This is a genomic window from Halanaerocella petrolearia (assembly GCF_054657875.1).
This window is the reverse complement of sequence record NZ_BAAHXW010000002.1, coordinates 1,173,664-1,198,559: the sequence shown is the minus strand read 5'-3', so window position 1 is coordinate 1,198,559 and position 24,896 is coordinate 1,173,664. Positions and strand designations below refer to the sequence as shown.

Annotated in this window: 20 protein-coding genes; 2 read left to right on the top strand and 18 right to left on the bottom strand. The window is 30.4% G+C overall.

Going from position 1 to position 24,896, the window contains the following annotated elements; genetic code table 11:
- Positions 1 to 16: 16 nt before the first annotated feature.
- Both msrA and ACYQ39_RS13285 read right to left on the bottom strand, forming a co-directional pair.
- On the bottom strand, positions 17 to 484 hold the full coding sequence (gene msrA, locus ACYQ39_RS13290) for a peptide-methionine (S)-S-oxide reductase MsrA (protein WP_459844024.1): 468 nt from the start codon (positions 482 to 484) through the stop codon (positions 17 to 19).
- 201 nt (positions 485 to 685) lie between these two features.
- The gene (locus tag ACYQ39_RS13285; protein WP_459844021.1) at positions 686 to 1,330 is read right to left on the bottom strand and encodes a hypothetical protein; all 645 of its coding nucleotides are present in this window, start codon (positions 1,328 to 1,330) and stop codon (positions 686 to 688) included.
- Between the two features lie 251 nt (positions 1,331 to 1,581).
- Here ACYQ39_RS13285 and ACYQ39_RS13280 point away from each other — a divergent pair, with 251 nt between their 5' ends.
- Positions 1,582 to 2,355 (top strand): HD domain-containing protein, encoded by a 774-nt coding sequence (locus tag ACYQ39_RS13280; RefSeq protein ID WP_459844019.1) that lies wholly within the window; start codon positions 1,582 to 1,584, stop codon positions 2,353 to 2,355.
- A 54-nt stretch (positions 2,356 to 2,409) separates the two neighbouring features.
- On the opposite strand, the gene ACYQ39_RS13275 is transcribed toward ACYQ39_RS13280, so the two are convergent.
- Entirely contained in the window at positions 2,410 to 3,993 is a 1,584-nt protein-coding gene (locus tag ACYQ39_RS13275; protein WP_459844017.1) for a DEAD/DEAH box helicase, read from the bottom strand.
- Between the two features lie 155 nt (positions 3,994 to 4,148).
- Between ACYQ39_RS13275 and ACYQ39_RS13270 the strand changes: the two genes are divergently transcribed.
- Complete coding sequence (locus tag ACYQ39_RS13270; RefSeq protein ID WP_459844372.1) at positions 4,149 to 4,256, top strand: KTSC domain-containing protein; 108 nt, start codon at positions 4,149 to 4,151, stop codon at positions 4,254 to 4,256.
- Between the two features lie 311 nt (positions 4,257 to 4,567).
- On the opposite strand, the gene ACYQ39_RS13265 is transcribed toward ACYQ39_RS13270, so the two are convergent.
- The 15 genes from ACYQ39_RS13265 to ACYQ39_RS13195 form a co-directional block, all read right to left on the bottom strand.
- A complete protein-coding gene (locus tag ACYQ39_RS13265; protein WP_459844015.1) occupies positions 4,568 to 4,759 on the bottom strand; it encodes a DUF3006 domain-containing protein in 192 nt (63 codons plus the stop codon).
- Positions 4,760 to 5,013: 254 nt separating this feature from the next.
- Positions 5,014 to 6,201 (bottom strand): MBL fold metallo-hydrolase, encoded by a 1,188-nt coding sequence (locus ACYQ39_RS13260; protein ID WP_459844012.1) that lies wholly within the window; start codon positions 6,199 to 6,201, stop codon positions 5,014 to 5,016.
- A 163-nt stretch (positions 6,202 to 6,364) separates the two neighbouring features.
- The gene (locus tag ACYQ39_RS13255) at positions 6,365 to 7,030 is read right to left on the bottom strand and encodes an OmpA family protein (protein ID WP_459844010.1); all 666 of its coding nucleotides are present in this window, start codon (positions 7,028 to 7,030) and stop codon (positions 6,365 to 6,367) included.
- A 1-nt stretch (position 7,031) separates the two neighbouring features.
- Entirely contained in the window at positions 7,032 to 8,897 is a 1,866-nt protein-coding gene (locus ACYQ39_RS13250; RefSeq protein ID WP_459844007.1) for a MotA/TolQ/ExbB proton channel family protein, read from the bottom strand.
- Between the two features lie 20 nt (positions 8,898 to 8,917).
- On the bottom strand, positions 8,918 to 10,822 hold the full coding sequence (locus tag ACYQ39_RS13245; protein WP_459844006.1) for an NYN domain-containing protein: 1,905 nt from the start codon (positions 10,820 to 10,822) through the stop codon (positions 8,918 to 8,920).
- 331 nt (positions 10,823 to 11,153) lie between these two features.
- Entirely contained in the window at positions 11,154 to 13,070 is a 1,917-nt protein-coding gene (gene htpG / locus ACYQ39_RS13240) for a molecular chaperone HtpG (protein WP_459844003.1), read from the bottom strand.
- Positions 13,071 to 13,201: 131 nt separating this feature from the next.
- Positions 13,202 to 13,939, bottom strand: coding sequence for a ribonuclease H-like domain-containing protein (locus tag ACYQ39_RS13235; RefSeq protein WP_459844000.1), 738 nt, complete (start codon positions 13,937 to 13,939; stop codon positions 13,202 to 13,204).
- Positions 13,940 to 13,974: 35 nt separating this feature from the next.
- Complete coding sequence (locus tag ACYQ39_RS13230) at positions 13,975 to 15,051, bottom strand: SPFH domain-containing protein (RefSeq protein ID WP_459843997.1); 1,077 nt, start codon at positions 15,049 to 15,051, stop codon at positions 13,975 to 13,977.
- Positions 15,052 to 15,053: 2 nt separating this feature from the next.
- Positions 15,054 to 15,494, bottom strand: coding sequence for an NfeD family protein (locus tag ACYQ39_RS13225; protein WP_459843995.1), 441 nt, complete (start codon positions 15,492 to 15,494; stop codon positions 15,054 to 15,056).
- 78 nt (positions 15,495 to 15,572) lie between these two features.
- On the bottom strand, positions 15,573 to 16,109 hold the full coding sequence (locus tag ACYQ39_RS13220; RefSeq protein ID WP_459843992.1) for a hypothetical protein: 537 nt from the start codon (positions 16,107 to 16,109) through the stop codon (positions 15,573 to 15,575).
- Between the two features lie 4 nt (positions 16,110 to 16,113).
- Positions 16,114 to 16,809 (bottom strand): hypothetical protein, encoded by a 696-nt coding sequence (locus tag ACYQ39_RS13215; protein WP_459843989.1) that lies wholly within the window; start codon positions 16,807 to 16,809, stop codon positions 16,114 to 16,116.
- 17 nt (positions 16,810 to 16,826) lie between these two features.
- The gene (locus ACYQ39_RS13210) at positions 16,827 to 19,856 is read right to left on the bottom strand and encodes an ATP-binding protein (RefSeq protein WP_459843986.1); all 3,030 of its coding nucleotides are present in this window, start codon (positions 19,854 to 19,856) and stop codon (positions 16,827 to 16,829) included.
- Between the two features lie 19 nt (positions 19,857 to 19,875).
- Positions 19,876 to 22,659 (bottom strand): molecular chaperone DnaK, encoded by a 2,784-nt coding sequence (locus tag ACYQ39_RS13205; protein ID WP_459843983.1) that lies wholly within the window; start codon positions 22,657 to 22,659, stop codon positions 19,876 to 19,878.
- A gap of 11 nt (positions 22,660 to 22,670) precedes the next feature.
- On the bottom strand, positions 22,671 to 23,408 hold the full coding sequence (locus tag ACYQ39_RS13200; protein WP_459843981.1) for a coiled-coil domain-containing protein: 738 nt from the start codon (positions 23,406 to 23,408) through the stop codon (positions 22,671 to 22,673).
- Between the two features lie 145 nt (positions 23,409 to 23,553).
- Positions 23,554 to 24,870, bottom strand: a complete 1,317-nt coding sequence (locus tag ACYQ39_RS13195; protein WP_459843979.1) for a hypothetical protein — start codon at positions 24,868 to 24,870, stop codon at positions 23,554 to 23,556.
- Positions 24,871 to 24,896: the final 26 nt, after the last annotated feature.

Here is a 24,896-nt window from a genome sequence, read left to right as displayed (position 1 = left end):
GACACACGACTAATGACTATATATGGCACTGACCTGGATTTTTCTCTAAATAATCTTGGTGATATTCTTCAGCCTCATAAAAAGTTTTAGCTGCTACTATCTCTGTTACAATAGGATCATCGTACTTATCACTAGCATCTAAACGCTCCTTGGATTTAAGAGCAACTTCTTTCTGCTTTTGGTTGTGATAAAAGATAGCTGAACGATATTGACTTCCTATATCTGGCCCTTCTCTATTTAGAGTTGTTGGATTATGATTGGCCCAGAATATATCTAATAGTTCTCTATAAGTAATTTGATCTGGATCATAAGTTATCTCTACTGCTTCAGCATGTCCAGTATTATCAGTACAGACTTCTTCATATGTTGGACTCTCTGTCTCTCCACCTATATATCCAACTCGTGTAGATTCAACTCCTTCTAATTTATCAAATAATGCTTGTACTCCCCAAAAACATCCTGCTGCAAAAGTAGCCTTCTCCATGCTATCACTCCTTCTTTTAATATAAAGTGTTAGTAACTGGTGTGAGTGTGAGTAAATTTATTACGAAAAGTTCATCTTGAAACTTCTAGAGACTTTCACAGATAGTCTAGAGTATTTCAAGTTTTTGAATCATTAGATCTTGACTTTACTCACACTGATAACTAATATATTAATTATACCATCCTTCAGTTTAACTGTAAATTAAGAAGAAGCTGTATCGGTTAGATCATCTTTATATTCTCTATAACTAGGCATTTCTCCTTCTTTAGCATCAGGCACAAAAGTTGTATCTAAATTAATTCTATAAATAGTCCATGAGCCTTGGTCAGGAATTAATTTATAATATTTATTAAATTCAAATTTTCGTTTACTATAGCCAACACTCTGATATGAACTCTCTAACCGAATAAAATAAGCATCTCCTTCTTCTGGCATCTTCTCCATATACTCTTTTACTGGTAGAGAATCATAAGTATAAGGAGCTTCATTGGCCCCTAAATTAAAGTCTATCTTAGCAAATATGTATCTATTAAATTCGTCTTTCTGTAACAGTTCATTCTTTCTATCTGGAATAATACTGAAATCGTTATCTCTACCTTCTACTTTAGGTTCTATTAATATATAAATAACACCTTCAATTGATAATTCACCAACATTATCAATCTTCAATCTAGGACTACCTTGTTCATTAATCTCAATTTTAATATCTATTTGTGGTCTGTCACTTCTCCACTGCAGCATAATCTGGCGGTAAGCAATAGCAACAAAAGCTAGAGATCCAATTGCAACTCCTAAGTTGATAAGAATATCTATTAGCCATTTCCCATTATCTATTATCCAGTCCATAATCTACCTACTCTTCTTTACTCAATATATCTTTCCAGTCTGATTTATCCTTGTCAATTTTATCTGTCATTTTAACCCCTCCTTTATTTAATATGTACTTAGACTACTTAAAAAATAATCTTAAAATTGCAGATAAAATCTTAGAAGTACTAAGAGATAATAATTATGACTGTCAGACTAAAGATAAATACAAAACTTGCTTAAATATAAAATAATAGATACAATTGTAGTAGGCAAAGGAGGAGTTTTTAGTGAATAAGAATAAATTTTTAGCTTTAGAAGAATGGTTTGATAATTATGTTAATAACTTTTCTTTAACCGATCCAACAGAACAAGAAAATATCGACTTAAAGTATAAACATACTTATAAGGTTTGTGAAATGATAGAGCGTATTGCTAAAGAATTAGTAGTAGAAGAAGGATTATACATAGCCAAGACAATTGCTTTATTTCATGATGTGGGAAGATTTAAACAATACAACCAATATAAGACCTTTTCAGATGCTGAATCAGAAGATCATGCAGAGCTAGGTATTAAAATTTTACTAGACAATAATGTCTTAGCTGATCTTGAAGAGTTAATAGTTCAATTAGTCTTGACAGCTATCTCTTATCATAATAAAGCTACTTTACCTGAAAATGAATCAGAAGAGCCTCTATTTTACTCTAAATTGATTCGTGATGCAGATAAGTTAGATATTTGGCGAGTTGTACTTAAAGATTATAATAAAGAATCTAGAAATAAGACAGTTGGCTTAGGATTAGAAGATAACGATAAAATTTCTGACTATGTATATCATCAAATAATGAAAGAAGATGTTGTAGAATATGAAAGGTTACAGACTTTAAATGACTTCAAATTAATCCAGATGGGTTGGGTCTATGATATTAATTTTGGCCCAAGCTTTGAGGTTATTAAGGAAAGAAATTATATAGATAGATTATTCGAAACTCTACCTAAATCTAAAAGAGCAAATCAAGTTTATGCTAAAATCAAGTCTTATCTCATAGAACAAATTAATTAGAATATATAAAGGCCAACTTAGAAGTTGGCCCTTGCATAAACACAAATTTAGTTTTTACTTTGGATTGGCTGGTTCGATATCTATAGACTTTCCTTTTATTCTAGTATTCTTCATAATCTGTAGCACTTCTTTACCATGATCTTTAGGAACTTCTACAAAAGAGAATCTATCGTAAATATCAATTAAACCAACTAAATCACCAGAGATATTAGTTTCTCCTGCAATGGCTCCTACAATATCACCAGGTCTTACATGTTGATTCTTTCCAATATTTATAAATAATCTAACCATACCAGGCTCTGCTCCTGTATTACCAAAGTACTCTACATCTTCTGTATCCTCTTTCTTCTCATTTTCCATAACTAACTTTAATAAAGCAGCTGCTATATCAACAGAGACGTAATCTTCCTCAATTAAATCCTCAATCAATTCAGTTTCTTTTGCTAAATTGTCACCTTCTATAATTTCGGATACTTCATCTAAAACTATACCCATTTTAACTTCTCTTACATCACTAGCTGAAGGAACCTGCTTTCTCTCAATTTTAGTCTTAGTATACTTTTGGATTGACTTTAATTTATAAATCTCTTTTCCAGATACAAAAGTGAAGGCTCGACCTTTTCTTCCAGCTCGACCTGTTCTACCAATCCTATGTACATAATACTCTTCATCTTGAGGAATATCATAGTTAAATACCATCTCTATATCATTAATATCAATTCCTCGTGCAGCTACATCAGTTGCTACTAAAACTTCTATTGTACCAGTCTTAAACTTATTCATAACTCTATCTCTTTGCGGTTGACTTAATCCACCATGCAATCCATCTACAAAATAACCTCGTGCTTGTAGCTGAATTGTAAGCTCATCTACTTGCTTTCTTGTATTACAGAATACTAATGATAATTTAGGATCATACATATCAATTAGACGTGATAAAACTTCTAATTTATTACTTCTCTTAACCTCAAAATATGCCTGTTCAATATTTGGTACAGTTAATTTCTTATGAACTACCTTTACTATTTCAGGATCATGTTGATACTTCTTTCTTAAGTTTAGAATAGATTGAGGCATTGTAGCAGAAAAGAAAATAGTCTGTCTTTTGCCTTCAATACCATCTAAAATTGTTTCTATATCATCTCTAAAGCCCATATTTAACATTTCATCTGCTTCATCCAAAATAGCCATCTTCAAGTTATCAAACTTTAGAGTTCCTCTTCTCATGTGATCCATTAAACGACCTGGTGTTCCAATTACAACCTGAACTCCTTTTTTTAATGCTTTAATCTGACGATTAATAGATTGTCCACCATAAATCGGTAACGTCTTAATCTTATTTTTATACTTTCCTAACCTTCTTAGCTCTTCAGATACCTGAATAGCTAACTCTCTAGTAGGACATACAATTAAGGCCTGTACATCTTTACTATTTGGGTCTACCTTCTCTAAAACTGGAATTCCAAAAGCAGCTGTCTTTCCTGTACCAGTTTGAGCTTGTCCTATTACATCTTTGCCTTGTAACAGATAAGGAATCGCCTGAGATTGGATTGGAGTAGCTTCTTCAAATCCCATATCCTCAACTGCCCTATTTATCTCTGTAGATAGATTCAATTCTTCAAATTTCTTCTTTTCCATTATAATTTCACTTCCTTTTTTATATAACCATTCCATTTATTATATCATTATATAGATTTTTTTCAAGCCATAATTCTATATTAGTATCTTTTCCCAAGTGATTATTCAATATTTAATTATTTTTTAATTAATTTTATCAATTTATGTAAAAATTTATATATTACAAAGTACCTCCTATTATTTTTAACCAACTAACAAAAGCTGATTCTGCTGGGGTATACTATAACCAAAATATTAAAAAATCTTTGCTTGTAAAGAAATAACTTGTTAACTCTCTATTCCTTCAATTATTTTGAAAGAAAAGATTATTTTTTGTAATTTGATTGTAACTTTAGAACAAAAATGATAAAATTAAATTAAGATAATAAGTTATTAATAAGATTATAAGTTTATAAGGAGGAGTATAACAATGTTGAATCTATTTGATTTAGACAAGAAAGGATATGCTTTCTTAAAGAGTTTATCTTGGAAAGAGACTTTTAATAAGCATAATAAGCCAAGTAAGAGAAAGTAGTCTCTAACTTAAAAAGGTGCTTATGATGTCATAAGCACCTTTTTATTATTTATACAAAAATTATTTAAATAGCTCATCTGCTAATTCTTTGACCTTTTCTTCTCTACTCTCAGTTTCTTCTTTATCAATTACTACTTTAACCACATCTCCTTCTGTAGCCTGTTTAGGAAGTACTGACTTAGGTAGCGTAAAAGTCTGACTATCATACTCAATAATAACTTTATTCCCTTCAAACCTATCTATAATTAACATTCTTAACCTCCTTAAAATGTGTCACTTTCAGTGACACAGCTATCAGCTATGTGCTATGAGTAGATGGTCTTTATCACGAAGAGTTTCTATGAAACTCGTAGGATGAGCTAAATCAAAGTCAAAATCATTAATACAATTAAAAACTTAAAATATAAAATTCATAGGGATTTAGATTTTGAATTTGAAGATTTTGAATTAGCTCACAACACATAGCACACGACACACGACTGTATCACCTATGGTGACACAGTATATCAATACTTAGAAACTACTTTCTCATTAGAATTATACAACTTAGCTCCATCCCCATCATTATTCCAGATATACCAGTCATCCCAGACTAATTTATCCTCACCTGCTGTGGCAGTTGGCCCTGAAACTACTCTTATAGTAGATTCCCCTTCTATTATTGTTCCTGCTGGGAAATAAAAGACTTGTCCTCCTCTAGTACTTACTAATTTCCAACCAGAAATATCTACCTTGTTACTTCCTTGGTTCATTATCTCAACTACTTCATCTTCAAGACTTAAGTGGATTATCTTAATATCACCTGATTTGGTAAGACCATTATCTTCTCTAGAATCAACATTAAAGGTTATATCTTGTCCATTACTTGTAGCAATAATAGTTCCTTGTTTATCAGTACGATAAGTATTGATTCCTCTATACTTAAGTCTATCTATAACCTCAAATGTTGGATGACCATATCTATTATACTCTCCTACAGAAATTACTGCATACTTAGGATCTACAGAGCTTAAAAATGAGCTAGTAGTAGAAGAAGAACTACCATGATGAGCTATTTTTAAAAGATTAGCTTGGATATCTGTATTTTTATTTATTAAATCAAATTCTGCTTTAGTTTCCGTATCTCCAGTAAATAAAAATGATCTATCTTTATACTTAACTTTAGTTAAAACAGACCAGTTATTTAAATCTTTATAATTATTATCTACCGGGCCAACTATCTTGACCTGCAGATTAGAACTAGCAACTACTTCAAGGCCTGCTTGAGCTGGTATAATATTCCTCCCCTTAGCCTTAATGGCTTGTAATAGATCTAGATAAGTTTCAGTTGTGTGAGTAACCTGTGGTAGATAAATTTGGCCTATTTTGAAACTATAGATTACATTATCTAAACCTCCAATATGATCAGAATGAGGATGGGTACCAATTAAATAATCAATCTTTTTGATCTCCTGCTCTCTAAGGTAATTAACTACTTTTGGCCCTTGTTCATTCTCTCCAGCATCTATTAACATAGTCTCTTGATTAGGCAGCTGAATTAAAGTAGCATCACCTTGTCCTACATCTATAAAATGAATCTTTAATTTAAGCTGAGGTTTATTACTTTTCTTACTAATAGTACTTGGTAAATAGAAAAATAACGTGAAAACTAAAATAACTAACACCATTAGTATCTGTCTCTGTTTATCAACCACTTTTATTACCACCTATCTTCTTCTATAATCTATATTAACTTTAGTTAACTACTTAACAAAGTATCAGATCAATTAGTATATAAGAAATAAAATAGACATAAGAGGTAAAGAGAAAAAAGCTCTTTCTCAATAAGAAAAAGAGCTTTAATTGACATTTATAATTCTAGTTACTCCCAGTAATCTTATTAAAGATATTTTGGAAATAACTTTTATCTTTTAAACGAAACTGAAACTCTACTCTTCTCTGTTGTCGATTTCCTTTTTGGTTAGCAGAACCAGTTTCTGGGATACCACTAATTGTCATATAATCCTTTAGTAAGTCTCTATGTTTATATTTAGGGACCTCAGAACCTAGTATATACTCAACCACACTATAAGCACGATCTTGAGCCAACTTTAAATTATGCATATATCCTCCTGTAGCATCTGTATGTCCTTCAATAATAATCTGTGATATATACTTTCTTGTTTCATCTTTTAATAATACTTCTACATATTTGGGAACAAATTTATCTAGTGTCCTTTTAAATTTAGGCTTGATTTTAGCCTTATCAATTTCAAATAATACTTTTTCTTTAAACACAATAGCCCCTGTTTCTTTATCTACATCAACATCAATACCTGATTCAGCCAAAGTATGTTTTAACTCATTGATAATTTCTTTCTTGATTCCTCTCATTCGATTAATTTTATATGTATAAGAAATTATATTAACAACTAAAAATAATAAAATTACCAGAATTATAACACTCAATAAGTCTGTAAAACTAGGCCAGAAATTTTCTTCTTCCCCTTTCATATTAAAAAATTTATTATTCTTTCCTATCATACTATTCTCCCTTCTTAACTGAAATATCTTTTATTAACTGATCTATCTCTCTTTGCTCATTAACTAATTCATTATATTCTTCTGAAATCTCTTCTACTTTTTCATTAAGCTGACTATATAATTTCTGATTATTCTCTAAGTTAGTATCTATCTTGCTAACTTCTTCTATTAAAATATTGGCACTATCATCTAAACTATTTGATGCCTTAGAAATTTTATTTAAGGAATCTGTTAAGTCCTGACTATTAAAATCTACACTCTGTACCACATTACTCAATAGAGAATCCATATCAGAAAATTTATTCTTTATGATCTCATTAGTCTGCTTAATATAAGAACTAAACTCGCCAATTAAGTCCTCTAAATTACTTTGCAAATTACTGTTAAACTCTTGGTGTAATCTATCAATTGCAGTCTCTAATTTAGTAATGTTAGTAGACATATTATCACCAAAAGATTCTGTCATACTATCAACAGATCTTCTCAAGCTAACATTCAATTCTCTAATCTCTTCTTCTCTAGCTAACATATCTTTTTGCCGTTCTTCATATTTAGCTAAATCAGATTTCATTTCTCCTAATGCATCTCTAAAACTTGTTACTAATTCAGATTGAGATGTAGATACTTCAGAATAATCTATTAAATTAGCACTAACTTGTTCAAAACTATCCTCTATAGATTGATAAGTATTGATTAAATTCTGTTGTCTATTATCTATTGTGGTTAAAGTAGTAATCTGTTCTTGGATCTGAGAAGAATACTCTTCCATACTAGCTAATATATCCTCTAATAAATCTGTTTCTTTTTTAATAAGCCTTCTTTCTTCTGATAACTTTGCTAAATCTTCTCCCAAAGCAGAAAACTCGCCTTTTAAGTCATCTACACCTTCAGTAAAAATTGTAGTCAACTCTTTATTAGTCTGATATAATTCTGCAAACTTATTTACACTCTCTTCTAAACCTTGGTTGAACTCTACCATATAACCTTTAGCCTCTTCAAATTCATTTGATAGTTCATTAAATTTATTCATAGAATTATATATATTCTGCATGGTATTATCTAAAGTACCAATAGATTCAATAAATGTATCAGTTAATACATTTTCTAAACTAGAGAAACTCTGCTCGATTTTATTACTTAATTCAGTAACTGCTTCTACCTGTCTAGTCTGCCTATCTATCTGTCCTCTAATATTATTATCAAGGTAATCTTCTAATCTAGTCATAATCGAGATCATTTTTTGTTCAGGATTCCATATTCTATTTACAACATTTACAATTACAGAAGTGATCATTCCTGCAATACTAGTATAAAAAGCAATCTTCATCCCTTCTAATAATTTAGATAATTTATTAATACCTTTAGTCATATCTTGAGATAATATATTAAGATCTATATTACTTAAAGAAAAAGTTAAACCAATAAAAGTACCTAATACACCTAATAAAATTAAGACAGATACACTCTTATCAATAATCTTAATCCATTTAATTATACCATCTATCTTCTTTGAAAAATAAGCTTCTATAAATGACTGAGTATTGATTTTATCCTTTGATTTGGCCAATAATTCTTCATATTCTTCTTTCATACCTTTTAAAAAACTATCCGATTCATAGTTATTATTATTCATATTATCAATAATCTGATCTAATCTTAAATTAACCCTCCGTAATCTCCATATCATAAAGATGCCAATCAAAATAATAGCTACTATATACATTGTAATATAAGGATGCTTACTCCAAAACCCTGTTGCAGACTCTAATAAATTCTGAGCTATAGGTAAATTCATAAAGCCACCTATAATACCACCTATAATAATAATAGTAATCATCTTTTCTTTTAAACTCTTACTACCTTTCATAATTTAGCTCCTTTCTATAATTATTTGATAATTCTTTCACCAATTTCAATACAATCCCAAAAATCAGATAAATAATAATGTTCAAACCCTTCTAATAAACTATCATCTGTATCTTCAGTTGATATAGATATTATCTTAACTTCTTTACCTAATTGCTGATATTTACTAGCAATTTCATAAAAATCACTATCACCTGACATAATTAAGATACTGTCCCGATCATTAATTAAATCTTCCATCTTATTAATTAAGGCTTGATCATCTGAACTCAATCGCTTTGATTCCAATTTAGACTTAGGTGTACCATTCTCAACTTCTAAAACATTAAACCCCCATCTCTCTAAATATTTCTTAAGCTGATCTTGTTTTTCAGCTTGTCTTACTGTAGCTTCTGGATTATCTGGAAAGGTAGGATAAAAAAGAGTAGCATATTTATCCTTATTTTCAGCTGCATTATAGATTGTATCTAGTAATCTACCAAAATCAATATTTAGATTACCTAATCTAGCTCCAATTCCTTTAAAAATATTAGCTACATCTAAAAAGACCCCAATCTTCTGACTACGTTTTATCTTTTGACCATCAAACTGCTGTTTAATCTCTTCAAAACTATGATAGTGACCATTCTCTAAATTATCATAAATAATTTTGAAGTTATTATTTTCCTGATAAAGTTGATTGATATTATTAGCAATTCCTTTAACTGAAAAAGAAGCTTTTAACAGACGATATAATTCAGTTAAATTATTAGTAGACAACATCTTCTGAGACTTATGATTTATACTCAATGAATTATAATTAATAAAATACTTAATTTCTCCTTGTTTATTATAAAGAAAATTATTAAAAACATCTTCTTTAACAGTAGAAGAAGATATTTCATTCTTAACTGCTTTAATTTTATAACCTTCTTTAGTTAAGAAAGAGAAGAAATTAATCAAATTCTTTAGCCATTTAATGTTTGTCCCAATCTTATTTGCTATATCGTCACGCTGATATAAGTTTTCTTCTGTTCCAAAGACAGGTAAAATCAGACCAATATTCTCTCGTTTAAAAAGCCCTTGGTTTAATTTTTTTAAATTTTGATTAATCTCAGGAAAAGATTTATCATAGTTATTCTTTAAGTTAAAATCTTTCTTTTCTGAAGTCAATATCTCTTGTTTAAAAGTAAATAACCATTCTTTTGAACTTTGAGGTATAAGGTTATAATTACATTCATTTAAATATTCTAAAGAAATTCTTTCATAGGCAACCTCTGGAATAAATCTATGCTTAAAAGATAAACTATCTATAAAGCTTTTTTGGGCATATGAATTCTGTAATATCCTTTTTGAATTATCACTATCAATATTAACTGGTAAAATAGCATATTTATAATTACCCGATTTAGCTTTATTATCAAATTTATCTCTATTTTGTAGTTCCTGCTTAAACCTTGGATGAAGCTTTAATTTAGATTTTTTTCTAATATTAGACCCTTTATTTTTAGCAATCCTTTTACTTTTCTTATTTTTCATCGGATCTTTCTTTTGTGTATTTTCATTCTTATTATCACTATAAGTCTCCATAAACCAGAATGAAATTTTAGCAGCTAAGTTTAACAGTCTTTTTGCTTCTTCTCTAGAATCATAAGCATCATGTGCCGCTTTATTTCCTTCTGATCTTAAATTATGTAAAATATCTAACATCTCTTTACTAACTATATCTTTTCTCTCCAAATACTTAAGCCTATTAAATAAGGTGTTTTCTCTAAGGTTATCTAGATTTTGGTATTCAAAGATATATTTTACGATATGTTCAGCTAATAATCTCAACTTGATTAAAGTAGTATTCGGATCACTATTTAGATTTTTTTCTGCTAACCTTCCAAATTTAGCCAACTTAGGCCAGTCTTTTCTAAGGAAGTTAAAACTACTTTGTTTCATAATAGCCTCCTTTCTATTTCAAATAATTATATTGAAATAAATTACTATATAGTATTTATTCTATAATTTTACTAAATTACCTTTTTAATTGATAATTTAACCAATAATACTTGTTACAATACCGGGCCAACTTCTGACTCAGCAACCCATTAGCCGAAGCTAATCTAAAAAATCAATCTTACCTTACCACAGCCACCAAGCAAGCTATTATTAGCAGGATTTACAGTGGTTTCTACCTCTAAATTCCTGTAATAAACAGAATAAATACTAAAATAAAAAATACCAGAGCAGTTGGCCCTGGTATCCTTCTACAAATATTTTATTCTCAACTCTAATTAGCTTTAACCATCAAGTCTGTAATCTTATCACTAAGTGCTACTGGATCCTCTGGTGTAAATCCTTCTACCATAGAAGCTAGAGAATATAATAAGTCACTATATTCAGCCAACTGCTCTGAATTTCCTTTAGTAGCATGAATCTCTTTTAATTTAGAGAATAATTCATGATGAGGATTAATCTCTAGAATTCGCTGGGCTTGAGCTTGGCCCATATTTTGATTCATCTGCTCTAATACTTTCTCCATTGACATACTCAATCCTACATCTCCGCTAACTAAGCAGACTGCACTTGACTTTAATCGTTTACTTAGGCGAACATTATTGACTTTATCTGCTAAATTCTCTTCAATTGCTTCTAATAGTTCTTCTACTTCATCTTCATCAGTTTCAACATCTTCATCAGTTTCATCTAAATCTAAATCACCACGCAGAACTGACTTGAATTCTATACCGTCATACTCTCTTAAATTATTAATAGCAAATTCATCAATCTCATCAAAGAAATAGAGTACCTCTAGACCTTTCTCTTGTAGCAACTCCATCTGAGGCATCTTTTCTACCATTCTTTCATCTTCACCAGTTACATAATAGATCACATCTTGGTCTTCTTTCATTCGTTCAACATATTCAGCTAAAGTAGTCATCTCACCATCAGAGTCAGAAGAAGGGAATAATAGTAGATCAACTAACTTATCTTGGTCTTTACCATGAGTCATATTAATACCACTCTTAATTAATTGACCAAACTGACTCCAGAACTGCTTATATTGATCACGATTATCAGCTAACATATTCTTTAATCGTCTTAAAACCTTCTTCTTTAGATTTTTACTAATGATCTTTAACTGCTTGTCATCTTGTAGGACTTGTCGTGATAGATTCAGAGTAAAGTCAGGAGAATCTACTAATCCACGGACAAATCTTAAATAATCAGGTAATAACTTTGAACACTTATCCATTACAAAATTATTTTTAGAGTATAGTCTAAGTCCCTGCTCAAAGTCCTCAGAGAAGATATTAGATGGAGCCTGTTGAGGAATAAAGAGTAAAGTAGAGTACTTAACTAACCCTTCTACCTTACTATGGATTACTTCTAATGGCTCAGTCCAGTCATTAAAGACTTCTTTATAAAATTCATTATATTCTTCAGTGTCAACCTCTCCCTTATTTCTGACCCATAAAGGTTTCATACTATTTAAAGTCTTTATTTCTTCAATTGTTTCACCTTCATCATTCTCTTCATAAAACTTCATCTTAACTGGATACTCAACATAATTAGAATGCTTTTTGACCAACTGCTTTATAGTCTGGCAATTAGTTAGATCCATCTCATCTCCATCAGCAGTAAATTCATCTCTTAGCTCTAGCTTGATTGTAGTACCTCGCTTTGCTTTATCAATCTCTTCTATTGTATATGTACCGTCTCCTGTTGACTCCCACTTGACTCCTCTATCTTCTTTAGGTGCTTTAGTAGTCACAGTCACCTTATCTGCTACCATAAAGGAAGAATAAAATCCAACTCCAAACTGACCAATAAGGTCTAATCCATCACCTTCTGTTTCGGCTTGTTCTTGCTGTAACTTCTGTAAAAACTTCTGTGAACCTGACTGGGCAATAGTTCCTATATTCTCTACAACTTCATCATAGGTCATTCCTATTCCATTATCCTGAATAGTAACTACATTATTGGCTTCATCTATATCAAGCCAAATCTCAAAATCGGAATCTCCTTCTAAAATATCTGAATCTGTAAGTGATTGAAACTTAACTTTATCAATTGCATCACAAGCATTAGCAATTAACTCTCTTAAAAAGATTTCCTGGTTTGTATAAATAGAATTAATCATTAAATCAAGTATCTTCTGAGTCTCCGTCTGAAACTTCTTTTCTTCTACTTCTTTAGCTGTCATCTATTCTGCCCCCTTCTATTAATAAATGACTTAACTTTTATCCAGTATACATTTTAGCATTATCTAGCATTTATTGTCAAACTATAATCTTCAACCTATTTTTAAATAAAGATTACTGATCTTCTTAGTTTTTATAATTGATTTGTATTTCTTTGAATCTCCCAGTTTGGAATTACTGGAATTGCTTTTTGAGCTACTTTCTTCAACCTTTTAATATCTCGTTTATTATGCTCTATTATTTTATTCATTGCTTCTTCTTGTTCTAATTCATTATCAGTATTTTTAATTACTTTATATAACTTAGGTACTTCTGCTCCACTAGTATATTCTTCATTACACTCAGAATCAAATAATAACTGGTATACATTCTGTAAACTATTATCTTCATTAGGTTGCATTTCATAATCCAACCAATCAACCTTGTCTAGGTTCTTCATTAACTCAGTATAACACTGAGTCTTATTTTTATAATCTATCCCATTAGCATCAGCTAACTTTTTTAAATCATCAGCCATTAAACTACTTTTAGATGGTATATCATAAGAAGTTGTATTAATATACTTTTTGACTAAAGGTAATAAGTCCAGATGTTTTAGACCACCTAAAGTCCATTCTATATCCTGCTGAAGACACTTACTACGCAACCAAGGGAAATCGAATCCTCCCTTCCAGTTTTCACCATTGTAAGTTATAATAATACTCTTTCTTAAATCCATGAACTCTTCCATCAACTGATTAATTTCAGATATAACTTTCTCTTCTCCAGTAACTAAATTAGTATAAGCAGCACAAATAAATTCGTCTTCAAAAGCACTAAAACCTTCTGTTTCAATATCAAAATAAATAGGTATTAAACCATTAACTTTCATATTAACTTCCTTTCTTTAATAAATATCTTTTCTATTTAATTATCAATTTCTTCTTCCTTAGTTGTTACCATACCATCTTTCTGTTCTATAAATTCCTTAACTTTATGCCCAACCTTTCCTAACTCTTGACTATCTTCTCCCTTAAACAATTCTTTAATTCCTCCTAAAGAACTTAGTACTCCAGTAGCCTCATAAGGAAGATAGATTGTTTTATTATTATCTCCAGATGTCATTTCTTCTAATGTTTCAAGATACTTAATAGCAATTAAATATTGAGTAGGGTCTCCACCATTATCATTTAAAGCTCTACTTACCTTTGCAATTGCTTCTGCTTCACCTTCAGCTATCTTCTTTTTATACTCTTTTTCTGCTTCTGCTCTTAAGATACGAGCCTGTTTTTCACCTTCAGCTTTATTAATCTCTGATTCTTTCTTACCTTCTGCTTCTAATACTTGAGACTTCTTCTTACCTTCTGCCTTTAAGATAGAAGCTCTTCTATCTCTTTCAGCTCTCATCTGTTTCTCCATTGCTTCTTTAATATCCGCAGGGGGAATAATATCTTGAATCTCTACTCTATTGACTTTAACTCCCCACTTATCAGTAGCCTTATCTAAGATTTCTCTTAATTTTTTATTGACTTTATCTCTAGAAGATAATGTTTCATCTAATTCCATTTCACCAATAACATTTCTCAAAGTAGTTTGTGTCAAATTCTCAATTGCATTAGGTAAGTCATTAATCTCATAAACTGCCTTCTTAGGATCAGTAATCTGAAAATAAATCATAGCATTAATTTCAATACCTACATTATCCTTAGTAATTACACTCTGTTTTGGAAAATCATATACAGTCTCTCTTAAATCAATTCTTGATATCTGAGCTATTCTAACTACTTTACCTTGATCAGTCTCTTCTGTATACTTCCATCTTATCTTTCTAGGTTTCTCAATAATTGGATAGATCAAATTAATCCCTGATTCTAAGATTCGATTAAATTTACCTAATCTCTCTACTACCATTGTCTCCGACTGCTTAACAATTACCACAGAACGTGATATGATAATCACAGTAAATATAACCAAAACAATTAAAATTCCTAAAGTAAAACCCATAATTAATCCGTCTCCCTTCTTATTACATAAACTTTTGTTCCTTCAACCTCTAAAATTTCCACTCTTTCTCCTTGAGATATTTCTTTATCTACTTTAGAGATAGCTAACCAACTATCTCCTGCAATCTCAACTCTCCCCTTATTTTCACTAGGAATAATCTTTTCAGATACTATTGCAGTTTGCCCAACTAAAGCATCTACATTAGTCTTCTTATCTTCACTATCCTTATCTAAATATTTTAAGAAGAAAGGTCTTAAAAATACTAATGTAAGTAATGAACTTATAATAAATATGAGTATCTGAACTGTTAAATTAATACTAAATAAGCCAAATAGACTAGTTACTAAAGCCCCTATACCAAAACAAATTAGAAAAAAGGTAGGCGATAAGAGTTCTAAAATAAAAAATACAATAGATATTATAAACCAGATCTTAAATATCAAATTTTACCCCCTCCATAATAACAGATTATGGTTTTTAAAGCTCATCTATATTATAGCTCATTTTTCTTTGATAAACAATTAACAAAAACTCTCTGTCTTTTTACGATAGTACTTAGATAACTTGCTTTCCTCTTCTGGTTTTCGCCTTTCTTTCTTAATAATTTCTTCTGAATCTTCATCATCACTTATTAAAGTTACATTAGGAATACTACTCAAATAAAATAGTATTTCATATTCATCTGTATAAAGATCACTTATCTTTTCATTCTTGATTACCAATTCTCTTTTAATATTATTATAGCTTAATTGAATCTTTGCATAGGATAAGTGTTGAACTAAAAATTGATTTACTTCTTCTAAATTCCAAGTACTTTCTGAAACAGTAGGATAGCCTTTATTATATATAAAGTCATCACTCTCACTTATAAATAAAAAGTCTATCCTATCACTACTCTCAATAAATGAAATAGTCTTCTCCCACCAGTACCAAAAGGAATCAATATCTCCTGAATAAAAATCCTCTCCTTGATATCTAATCAATTCAAATTTACTATCTCTATATTGATAGGTTTCTATTTTATCTTCTTCTCTAAAAAAAAGATACTTATGTATCATAACTCTACCCTCTTTCAACTTCTCGACTTACCTGTTTCATTTCAAATATTCTATCTTGAATATCTTCATCTGATAAATCAGGATTTAGCTCTCTTAAAGTATCTTCAATTACTGAAGAGGTTTCTTTATTTTCTCTTACTGATAAATTGCCCTTTAAATAATCACCTAAATTAAGTTCAACTGAATCATTATCCTTAAAATTTTCTATATAAGCTTTTACCTCCTCAGCCTTCATATCCTGTTTACCTACTTCAACCCAAAAGTCTTCAGGAATTGTAATCTCTTTTTCTTCCTCTATTCCTTTCGATAAAACAGAAATACCAATTGCTGAACAGGCTAACCTTTCTTCTTCACCCATATTATTAAATTCTTCCATATCTAATTCTACTTCAGTTCTTAAGTGCTCTATATATTCTTCTGTTGAGCTAAAATCTTCTAAACCCTTTTCACTTTCTACTGCCTTGGCCCCTAATTCTTCTGGTGTTTCCTCTTCTTCAACAAGTCCTAACTCTTTAGCTATCACTTTTATAACAGCTGAAATAACTTCTGCAATAATAGCCACTTCTGGTACTCCAACAACTAATTTTTTTGCAAAACTACTAACTGCACTTCCAATACTACTTGCTACTTCACTTATACAATTTTTAACTGCACTACAGGCATCATTAACTACACTACAAGCACTACTGAACCAACCCATTTTTAAAACCTCCTTATTTATAAGAAATCATCATACTTATTGCCTAATTTTTTATCAATACTTCCACTACTAATGTCTTCTAACAATTCTTTAACTATCTCTTCTCTTTCTTCTAAACTACAACCATCTTCTGCAATATAAAACTTATTTGTCAGATAATTAGCCAACATTTCTAGACTATATTTAGCCAATAGTTTTTCAAGATATCCTTTGAAATCAAACTTTGTTATACCATTATCTATGAATTTCTTGAATTCTATTGCTAATTTATTACTCTGTAAAAACTCTATAAAATCTTCTACTAACTTTTGACTTGGTTCTTCTTCTAAATACTCTAGACCTTGTAATACTCCACTTTTATAATATTTTTGATAAAATCTTAAGATATTATCTCTAATCTCTTCTTCAGGAACTGATTCTTCTCCAGTTGTATCTGTTGTTTTTTTAACCTGAACCTGCAAGGCTTTATTCCAGCCTTGAGTAGATACTATAGCTCTACCTACTTCTAGATTAGACATAAATTCTTTCTGTTCATCATTTAAAGCAATTGTATTTCCAATAGCTTCTTTATCATCCTGAGCAAATATTTTGTGTACAATCTTGGTATTTGTATTCTTTAAAACCTCTGGAGTTAATTTATTAGGTATCTGGTCTACAATCATTAAAGATTCACCATACTTACGAACTTCAGCTAACATATCGGCAAAAACTTCAACACCTTGTTTTTTGTTTCTACTGTCTCCTGGTGTATATTTACTCAGTAATCTATGTGCTTCCTCTATCAATGTAACATGTTTAAACTCACCTGTTTTAAGATATTTAGCCTTAATACCTTCTACTAAATTAGTTAATACAAATCCCATAATTAAAGATTTTTCACTACCACTTTTAATTTCTTCTAATTCAAGAACAACTTTCTTCTCTATTAAACTTTCAAAATTAATTGATCGTTTAGTATTCAACATCAAACCTTTAGAACCAACTAATAATCCTTGTAATCTTGCCTTTATAGAACCGATATAATCATTCTTTAATCTATCATCAAAGCCTTGAACTTTAACTACTTCTTCTATCTTATCAATTAAATCTTCAAGGGTAGGAAAAGCATAGACTCCATCTGCAAAAGGATTATCATATTTTTCATTCTTATTAGTAGCTATATTCCACCCGTAATCTTCATAACACTCATAAATAGCCTTTTCTAATATCTGAGGAATTGCAGCCTCCATATCAAATGAAGCTTCTAAACTAGCTTTAATCATATCCACTCTTGAAGTTATACTCTCATGTTCAAAAAATTCAAAGGGATTTAATCTAAAAGGGGCTACTGTATCTTTTCCTAAAGTGAAAATTAAGATGTCATCAAACTCTTTGGTCAATATTCGATACTCTGTTTTAGCTGGTTCTACAACTAAGAATGGCAATTCACTATCAATTAATAACTTCTGACAGGTTGTTGTCTTGCCACTTCCTGTTACTCCAGTAACAAAAGTATGTTTATTTAGATTATCTTTATCTAAAGCCACATCTACTTCCTCTAAAACTCTACCACACTGTACTAAATTACCTAAGCTTATCTTCCTTTCTTGGTCTATATCTTGATTAAAATTCAGACCAAACTCTACCTCTTCTTTCAAACCTAATCCTACTATCTCTTTTTGAGGTAAGCCAGCAATCAAACTAAGTTCATTTGTTGAAATCCAGTTTCCTAAATAAACTTTATTATTTGTAACATACTGAGATAAGGCAGCTCTGGCATCTAATTCATTTTTACTTATATCATTTATAACACCACAAGGTATTTGAAAGTTTTTAAAATAATCTAAATAAGATTTTTTTGGTGACATATTTAATTTAAATGGTATCTTATTCCCACTCTTACCTGAATATAACGATTCTATTGTATTGCTTAATTTAATTAGATTACTCTTATTATTTGTAAATAAACAAGTTGTTGAAACAAAAATTCCTTTATTCTTTCCATAATCAAGACGTGGTAAGATAACTTCATCCAAATAATTAATCCATGTTTCAGCCTCTTTTTTTACGAATTCAACTGTGACAGTATTATTTTGACCTTTAGATACTGTATTTGATTCTGCTACAGATTCTCCTGTTGTTTTAGATTTTGTAGTTCCTTTAGTTTCTGAACTACTACTACTTTCTGTTTGGCCCCAAGTCTTAGTCTTACTACTTCCTTCTGTTGCTGTCTCTGTTTTACCAGTAGATTTTGAACTATCACCACTAGTTTCACTGGTTCCCTTTGCTGTACTCTTAGTAGTTGTTTCACTTCCTCCATTATTGCTACTTTTACTAGTTGTTGTTCCCTCAGAATAACTTTCTCCAGTAGTATTAGAAGAAGTAGTGGTAACTGTTTTTCCCTCAGTCTTTCCTTCTGAAGTTCCTTCTTGAACACTCTTTTTAACTAAAGGAGTTATTCCAGAATAAGTATTATACAACTTCTCTTCCATTGCAGTTATTTCTGATTGACCTATTGGCTTAGAAATAATTCCTAAACAGAAGTCATCTCCTAGCATCACATCTATAAGTCTATCTACTCCTTGAAGTTCTTCGCCATCTTCATTAATTCCTGGAACTCCCTCTAAGAAACCGCAATAATCCATTGCATCAATCTTATCTTTAATCTGTTTTTTTGAGGTTGGCTCAACTTCACTGATTTTGCTTCCTCTAAAGTTTCCTCTAATACTAGGCTTTAATATCTGCTCTCCTATATCTCGAATATTTAACAATAGATCCTGTTCTTCATTTAAATCTTTTACAACACCAAAATAAAAGTGAACTCCATCCTTATCACCTACTATTAAATATAAAAAACTGACTCCTTCTATTCTAAGAGAACTGATAACATTTTCAAAAGCTTCTCTTCTAGGAGCTTTATCTTCAAATGTCAACTCTTCTATATGATAAATAGCAAAGTCCTTTAATAATATTTCTTTTGCTTGCTCTAAATCAATTTTATCATTATCAGCCAAATAGTAGTTTTCTTCATTAGAAACAAAGTCTAGAGTATACTTATCTTGTTCCATATTGTCTCCTCTCTAATAACTAATTTAACTCTACCTGTTTAATTTCACCTAAATACTCTCCATTCTTAATTCCTTCTTCTGTTGCTACTACATACTCAATTACAGTAGGGCCAACTGCTCTCAGATAAACAAGAGCATCTTTATTGACTTTATCAATTCTACATTTCTTTCTAGAAGTCTTAGAGATATCTAATCGATTTCTACTTGCTTCTGGTAGACTAGTATAATAGACCTCAAAGTCCTCTTCTCCAGCATCAATAAAGTAATGCCACTTTTCATATGCAGTCTCTCTATCAATAATAACTCTAAACTTCTTCCTTCTATTGATACCAATAAAATACTTAAATTTAGCTTCATCTTCAATTACATTATTATTTATAACCTTTATATTACCACCTTGTCTACTTTCAACTAACCCAAAAGCAACACCTGTCTTTCCAGTTGGCTTGGTTATAGCATCTCTATCTACTGATATCTCTCGTTCTTCTTGTTTAGCATATGCTGCTTCTGTTCCTAAAGGAGGAAAGACTTCATAAAATTCTTCTTCTGGTTCTTCCTCACCTAAAATATTCTTAACTTCTTCTGCTATATATTCTTGAAATAATTCTTTTAATATCTCTGACTTACTTGAGTTTCCTGCTAAAAAGATATTAATCTTCTCTACATCTCTAGTGACTGGTTCATCAAAGGAACGTCTTAAAGCGTCAAAGAAGTTTCTAACTCCTTTTTCAATCCTTGCTCTTAATATTTCTTCTAATCTTTCTTGGTCTAGAGTTAATTCAAAATTAGGCTTAGCTTGTCCACTCTTATCAAATAGATTAACCTTGACAATTCCTTTATTAAACTTCTGCTCATAACCTTCATGTCTCTCCCATAAAGGTCTTAATTCTTCCATTAACTGTTTCATATTTAATTTTGCTTCCTGTGATTGATTTAATAACAGTTCACTACCAGGAAATCTATCACATTCTGGAGGTAAGGCAAATGAAATCTCTTCTTGTCGTAACTTTTTCTGATTCTCTTTAAATACCTCAAAGGCTAACAGTTCTAATAAATTTTCTCCCCCAAGATACTTATCACCTTCAGCTCCAAAGTGTTCAATTACAAAATCATAGCGCCTTTCTCTTATATCAGCTTCTTGCCAGATTCCAAAATCAAAATCAGTTGTTCCACCTCCAAAATCAAAGACGCCATAAAAGACTTTCTCATCACCAAAAGGTTCAAATTCATACTCCTCTAAAGCACAGATAGCATAAGCTGCTGGCTCACTTGCACCACTTGAAACTCTAAATCTATCCATAACCTCTTCATCATCATATAAAGGTAGTGGTAGTGACTTCTTTAAGCCTCGCTTGAAACTTTCCTGTATCTTAGTCCGTATCTTTCTTTCATAAGTTACAGGAAAAGAGAGAATATAGTCTAAGTAAATTCCATTATGCTGATTATTAATATATAGTCCAATATAATAAGCATATAATTCAATTGGATTAACATCATCTTCATCTAATTCTAAAAAAGTAGGCAGAGTAATATTTTGTCTACTCTTGTCCTTTAATCTAATTCGTTTCTTTTTATCTCCTGCCCACTGTTTTAGATCACTCAAGATAGAATAATAGTGTTCACTACTACTTTCCATCAAACTATTAAAAGCCGTATGAGAAACAGTTATATCCTCCCATAAAGTATCTGGTCTACTTAGCTTTGTACTATATTGTTCCATAAAACTCTCTAAATCTATAAACTCCATTACAGTAGGATTTTCGTAGTGCTTCTCTTCTATCTGTTTACTAAATTGTCCTACCCCTACTCGCATCGGCAGAGTATGTACACTATCTTCTTGATGAACTACAACTGTACTTTTAGTTCCAAAATCTATCCCAATTACTCCACCATCTTTGATATCAGCTCTAGGATCTCGAGCAAACAACTCTTCATCTAACTTAAGATTAATTGGATCTTCAAACTGATTATGTTTCCACAAGTTCCAGTGACCTCGATTAGGATCAGTTAGTATTTTGGGATCATAACTCTCTATATCAGCTCTATATCTATCACCATTTAGTAATGTATCTTTCAGACAATCACTCTTAATATCTACTTCAATTTCATTCCCTTTACAATAATCTGCTATTTCTCCTTTGCTAAAAGTTATGTTCTCATTTTTAAACTCAACTCCACACTCTGTTGCCAACTCAAGCAATTGCTGATAATTCTCTTTCTCTACCTTATTTAATCCTTGGGGCATTAACCCTTGCTTTAACCATAAATATAATACTTTTTCAGCCTTTACTTGACTACTATTCTCTCCATTTAGTCTAAAGATAGGCATAATAACTTCAATCTTATATCCTGTTTCATCATAATCCATTTCATATCCATCCAAAGTATTAGAGTCTTTCTTGTATGCCATCAGATAACTAGTATTATCACCATTATATTCAATACTATATGAACCAGATTTAAAGGGAAAATTAACATTCTTCTTAAAACTTTTCCTTACTTCTTCTAAAGTCATAAAGTCACCTTTAAAGCCTGAAAAATTCAAAGCATCTTTATCTACCTTATTTATAGGATGATTTGAGTTATTAATCTCAGTACATTGATAATGATTCAAGTCAGGATATAAAGCTATTACTTTATTATCATAAAAGGCATCCTTATTCTCCATAAAGACCCATCTATCTTCTAATAAGTCTTCAATTTTATCTAAAGCTGAATTAATACTATCCAGTATATTTTCAAATAGTATATCTTCAAATTCTTTAAAATCTACTTGATAATCAGTAACTAATTCTGTATCCATCTTCTTACCTCCTATATTCTTACTACAGATTTTTTAACTACCCTATCTGTATTTAAGTTAATATAACCCTTAAATAAAACATCTGTTATTCTTCCTCTCACCTTACTATTTTTACCTCTAATATGCTTGTCCTCATCAAATTCTTCTCCAGTTTCCACCTCTTGTATCTTATAAAGTGGATTGGCATAAATCTTATTATGAGCTACAAAAAAGTATCTAAAAATCTTCTCTAATTCTGTTAACCCTTCCTCATGTCCTTCAATGACCTCACGCTTTATGTATTCCCAAAGTGAATCTACATTTTCATGTTGTACTCCACAAAATATAAATTCATCAATACTATTACCTTTAAATATTCCTTGTAAAGCCTGGCGTTGCTTAGATGACAAATTTAAGTAAGTATTATATACTTCCTCTATTCCTTGAAACCTATTACTCAATCTCTTTATTTCTTCTTCTTTTCTCTGTATACTTCGCTTTAGCTCAAGGTTTCTGTTCTTTAGCTGCTTATTATCTGTCTCTAGTCTATTCTTCTTATCCTTTAGTTCTTCTACTATGCTTTGTTTACTCTCTAAACTAGTCTTGTATTCTTGAAGCTGACTCTCTAACTCTTCAATTCTCTTCTGCTTATCTTCTATTTCTATTAACTCTTTATCTTCTTTAGCTACAATTCTCTTTATTGCCTTAATTACTTCTTTTTCTTCTAATGCAGATAGTAAGGCCTTAATAAAGTCTTTATCTTTATTCATTCTATTCCCCCTGTACTTTAAATTATAACAACTACCTCTAGACAATAACTGTCTATTTATATTAAAATTTATCTATTATATATTCACTTACTACTATAAAAGTAGTATTTATCCTCTAATTTACTAAAAAATTAAATTTAAATTATTACTTTGATTCCTTCTGTAACTCTTTAATTTTAAAGTAAATTCTAGCTATTATTCTATCTAACTCCCTTATAATATCTTTTTTAGTAAATATAACTTTAGAAATTGGAACGGGAGTAGTAGAGTAGACATAACAATCAGAACCAAAATTATCATAATTCTTTTTATCTTCAAAATAGTATCTATTATATTTACTATAAATAACTCTTATACTTGCTATCTCTTTTACTATCTTTTCTGGCAACTCATCTATCCAATTCTGTTTCTTCTTAACATTATTCAAAGAGACGTTAAACCTCTGTAAATTCATTATATCCTGATCATTATGAATATTAGTATGATGTACATAAAAGTCTAAATTAGCTCTCCTACTTGTAAAAGCAATAATCTCATCATTACTATTTAAAAAAGTTACCATAATAGGCGCATACTCATTTAATATAGGTTGTCCTAATAACTCTTTGTTAATATTATCTAACTTACCATCATTAGGATAAATATACTCTTTATATTTTTCTATAATTCTATCAGCCTTTCGATAATAACTTTTATTTAGTTTAACCTGAATAGGGACTTCAACCTCTATATTCTCTGCACCTTTATCTTCAACCTTAGGTCTTCCTGCTATTGTTAACTGGAACATTTCTTTTGGATTGGCCACTTGCTTCAATTCTTTTAAATATAGTTTTAGCTTTTTTAGTCTCTTTATCCGTCTATCATTAATTTGAGCAAATAATTTCTGTCCATCAAATTTAAGAGCATTACCAATATCCTCATAAGACTGTGTAATTTCATTCAGCTGGGTTTTTAGTTCAACTGAATTAATATCTTCATTTCGAGACATCTTCTCCAATCTCTCTTCTAACTCTTTAACTCGATTGATTAGTTTTTGTACCTCTTTAGATGACTTCCTTCTTTTGGTATATGCTTTAATTCGTCTCTCAACATCTTCTTTATTGATTTTAAAGGTTGCTGTTATTTTAATGAAAATATTTCCTTCTTCTAACTGTTTAGTTGCTTTTTTAGATCCTGGAACTAGCTTTACAATACCTGCTGAAAGTGCTGTAACTTCATTTTTAGCTAACTTATGATTTTTAACTACAGTTTCACTTTCAATATATGTCCCAAACTTGCTTACAGCATGTTTTTTAGCCATTTTAAAGGCTACTTCTTCAGCTTGCTCTAGCGTAACTCCATTACCTAAGACTGATCTACCTATACCTTCTACTCTTTCAAACTTGCTGTTTTCTGCCATTACAGTAGCTGTAGTAGTTAATACTAATAACATTAATAGAGATAATACAGTAGTTTTCTTCATTTTACTCCTCCTATATAAATTAAAAG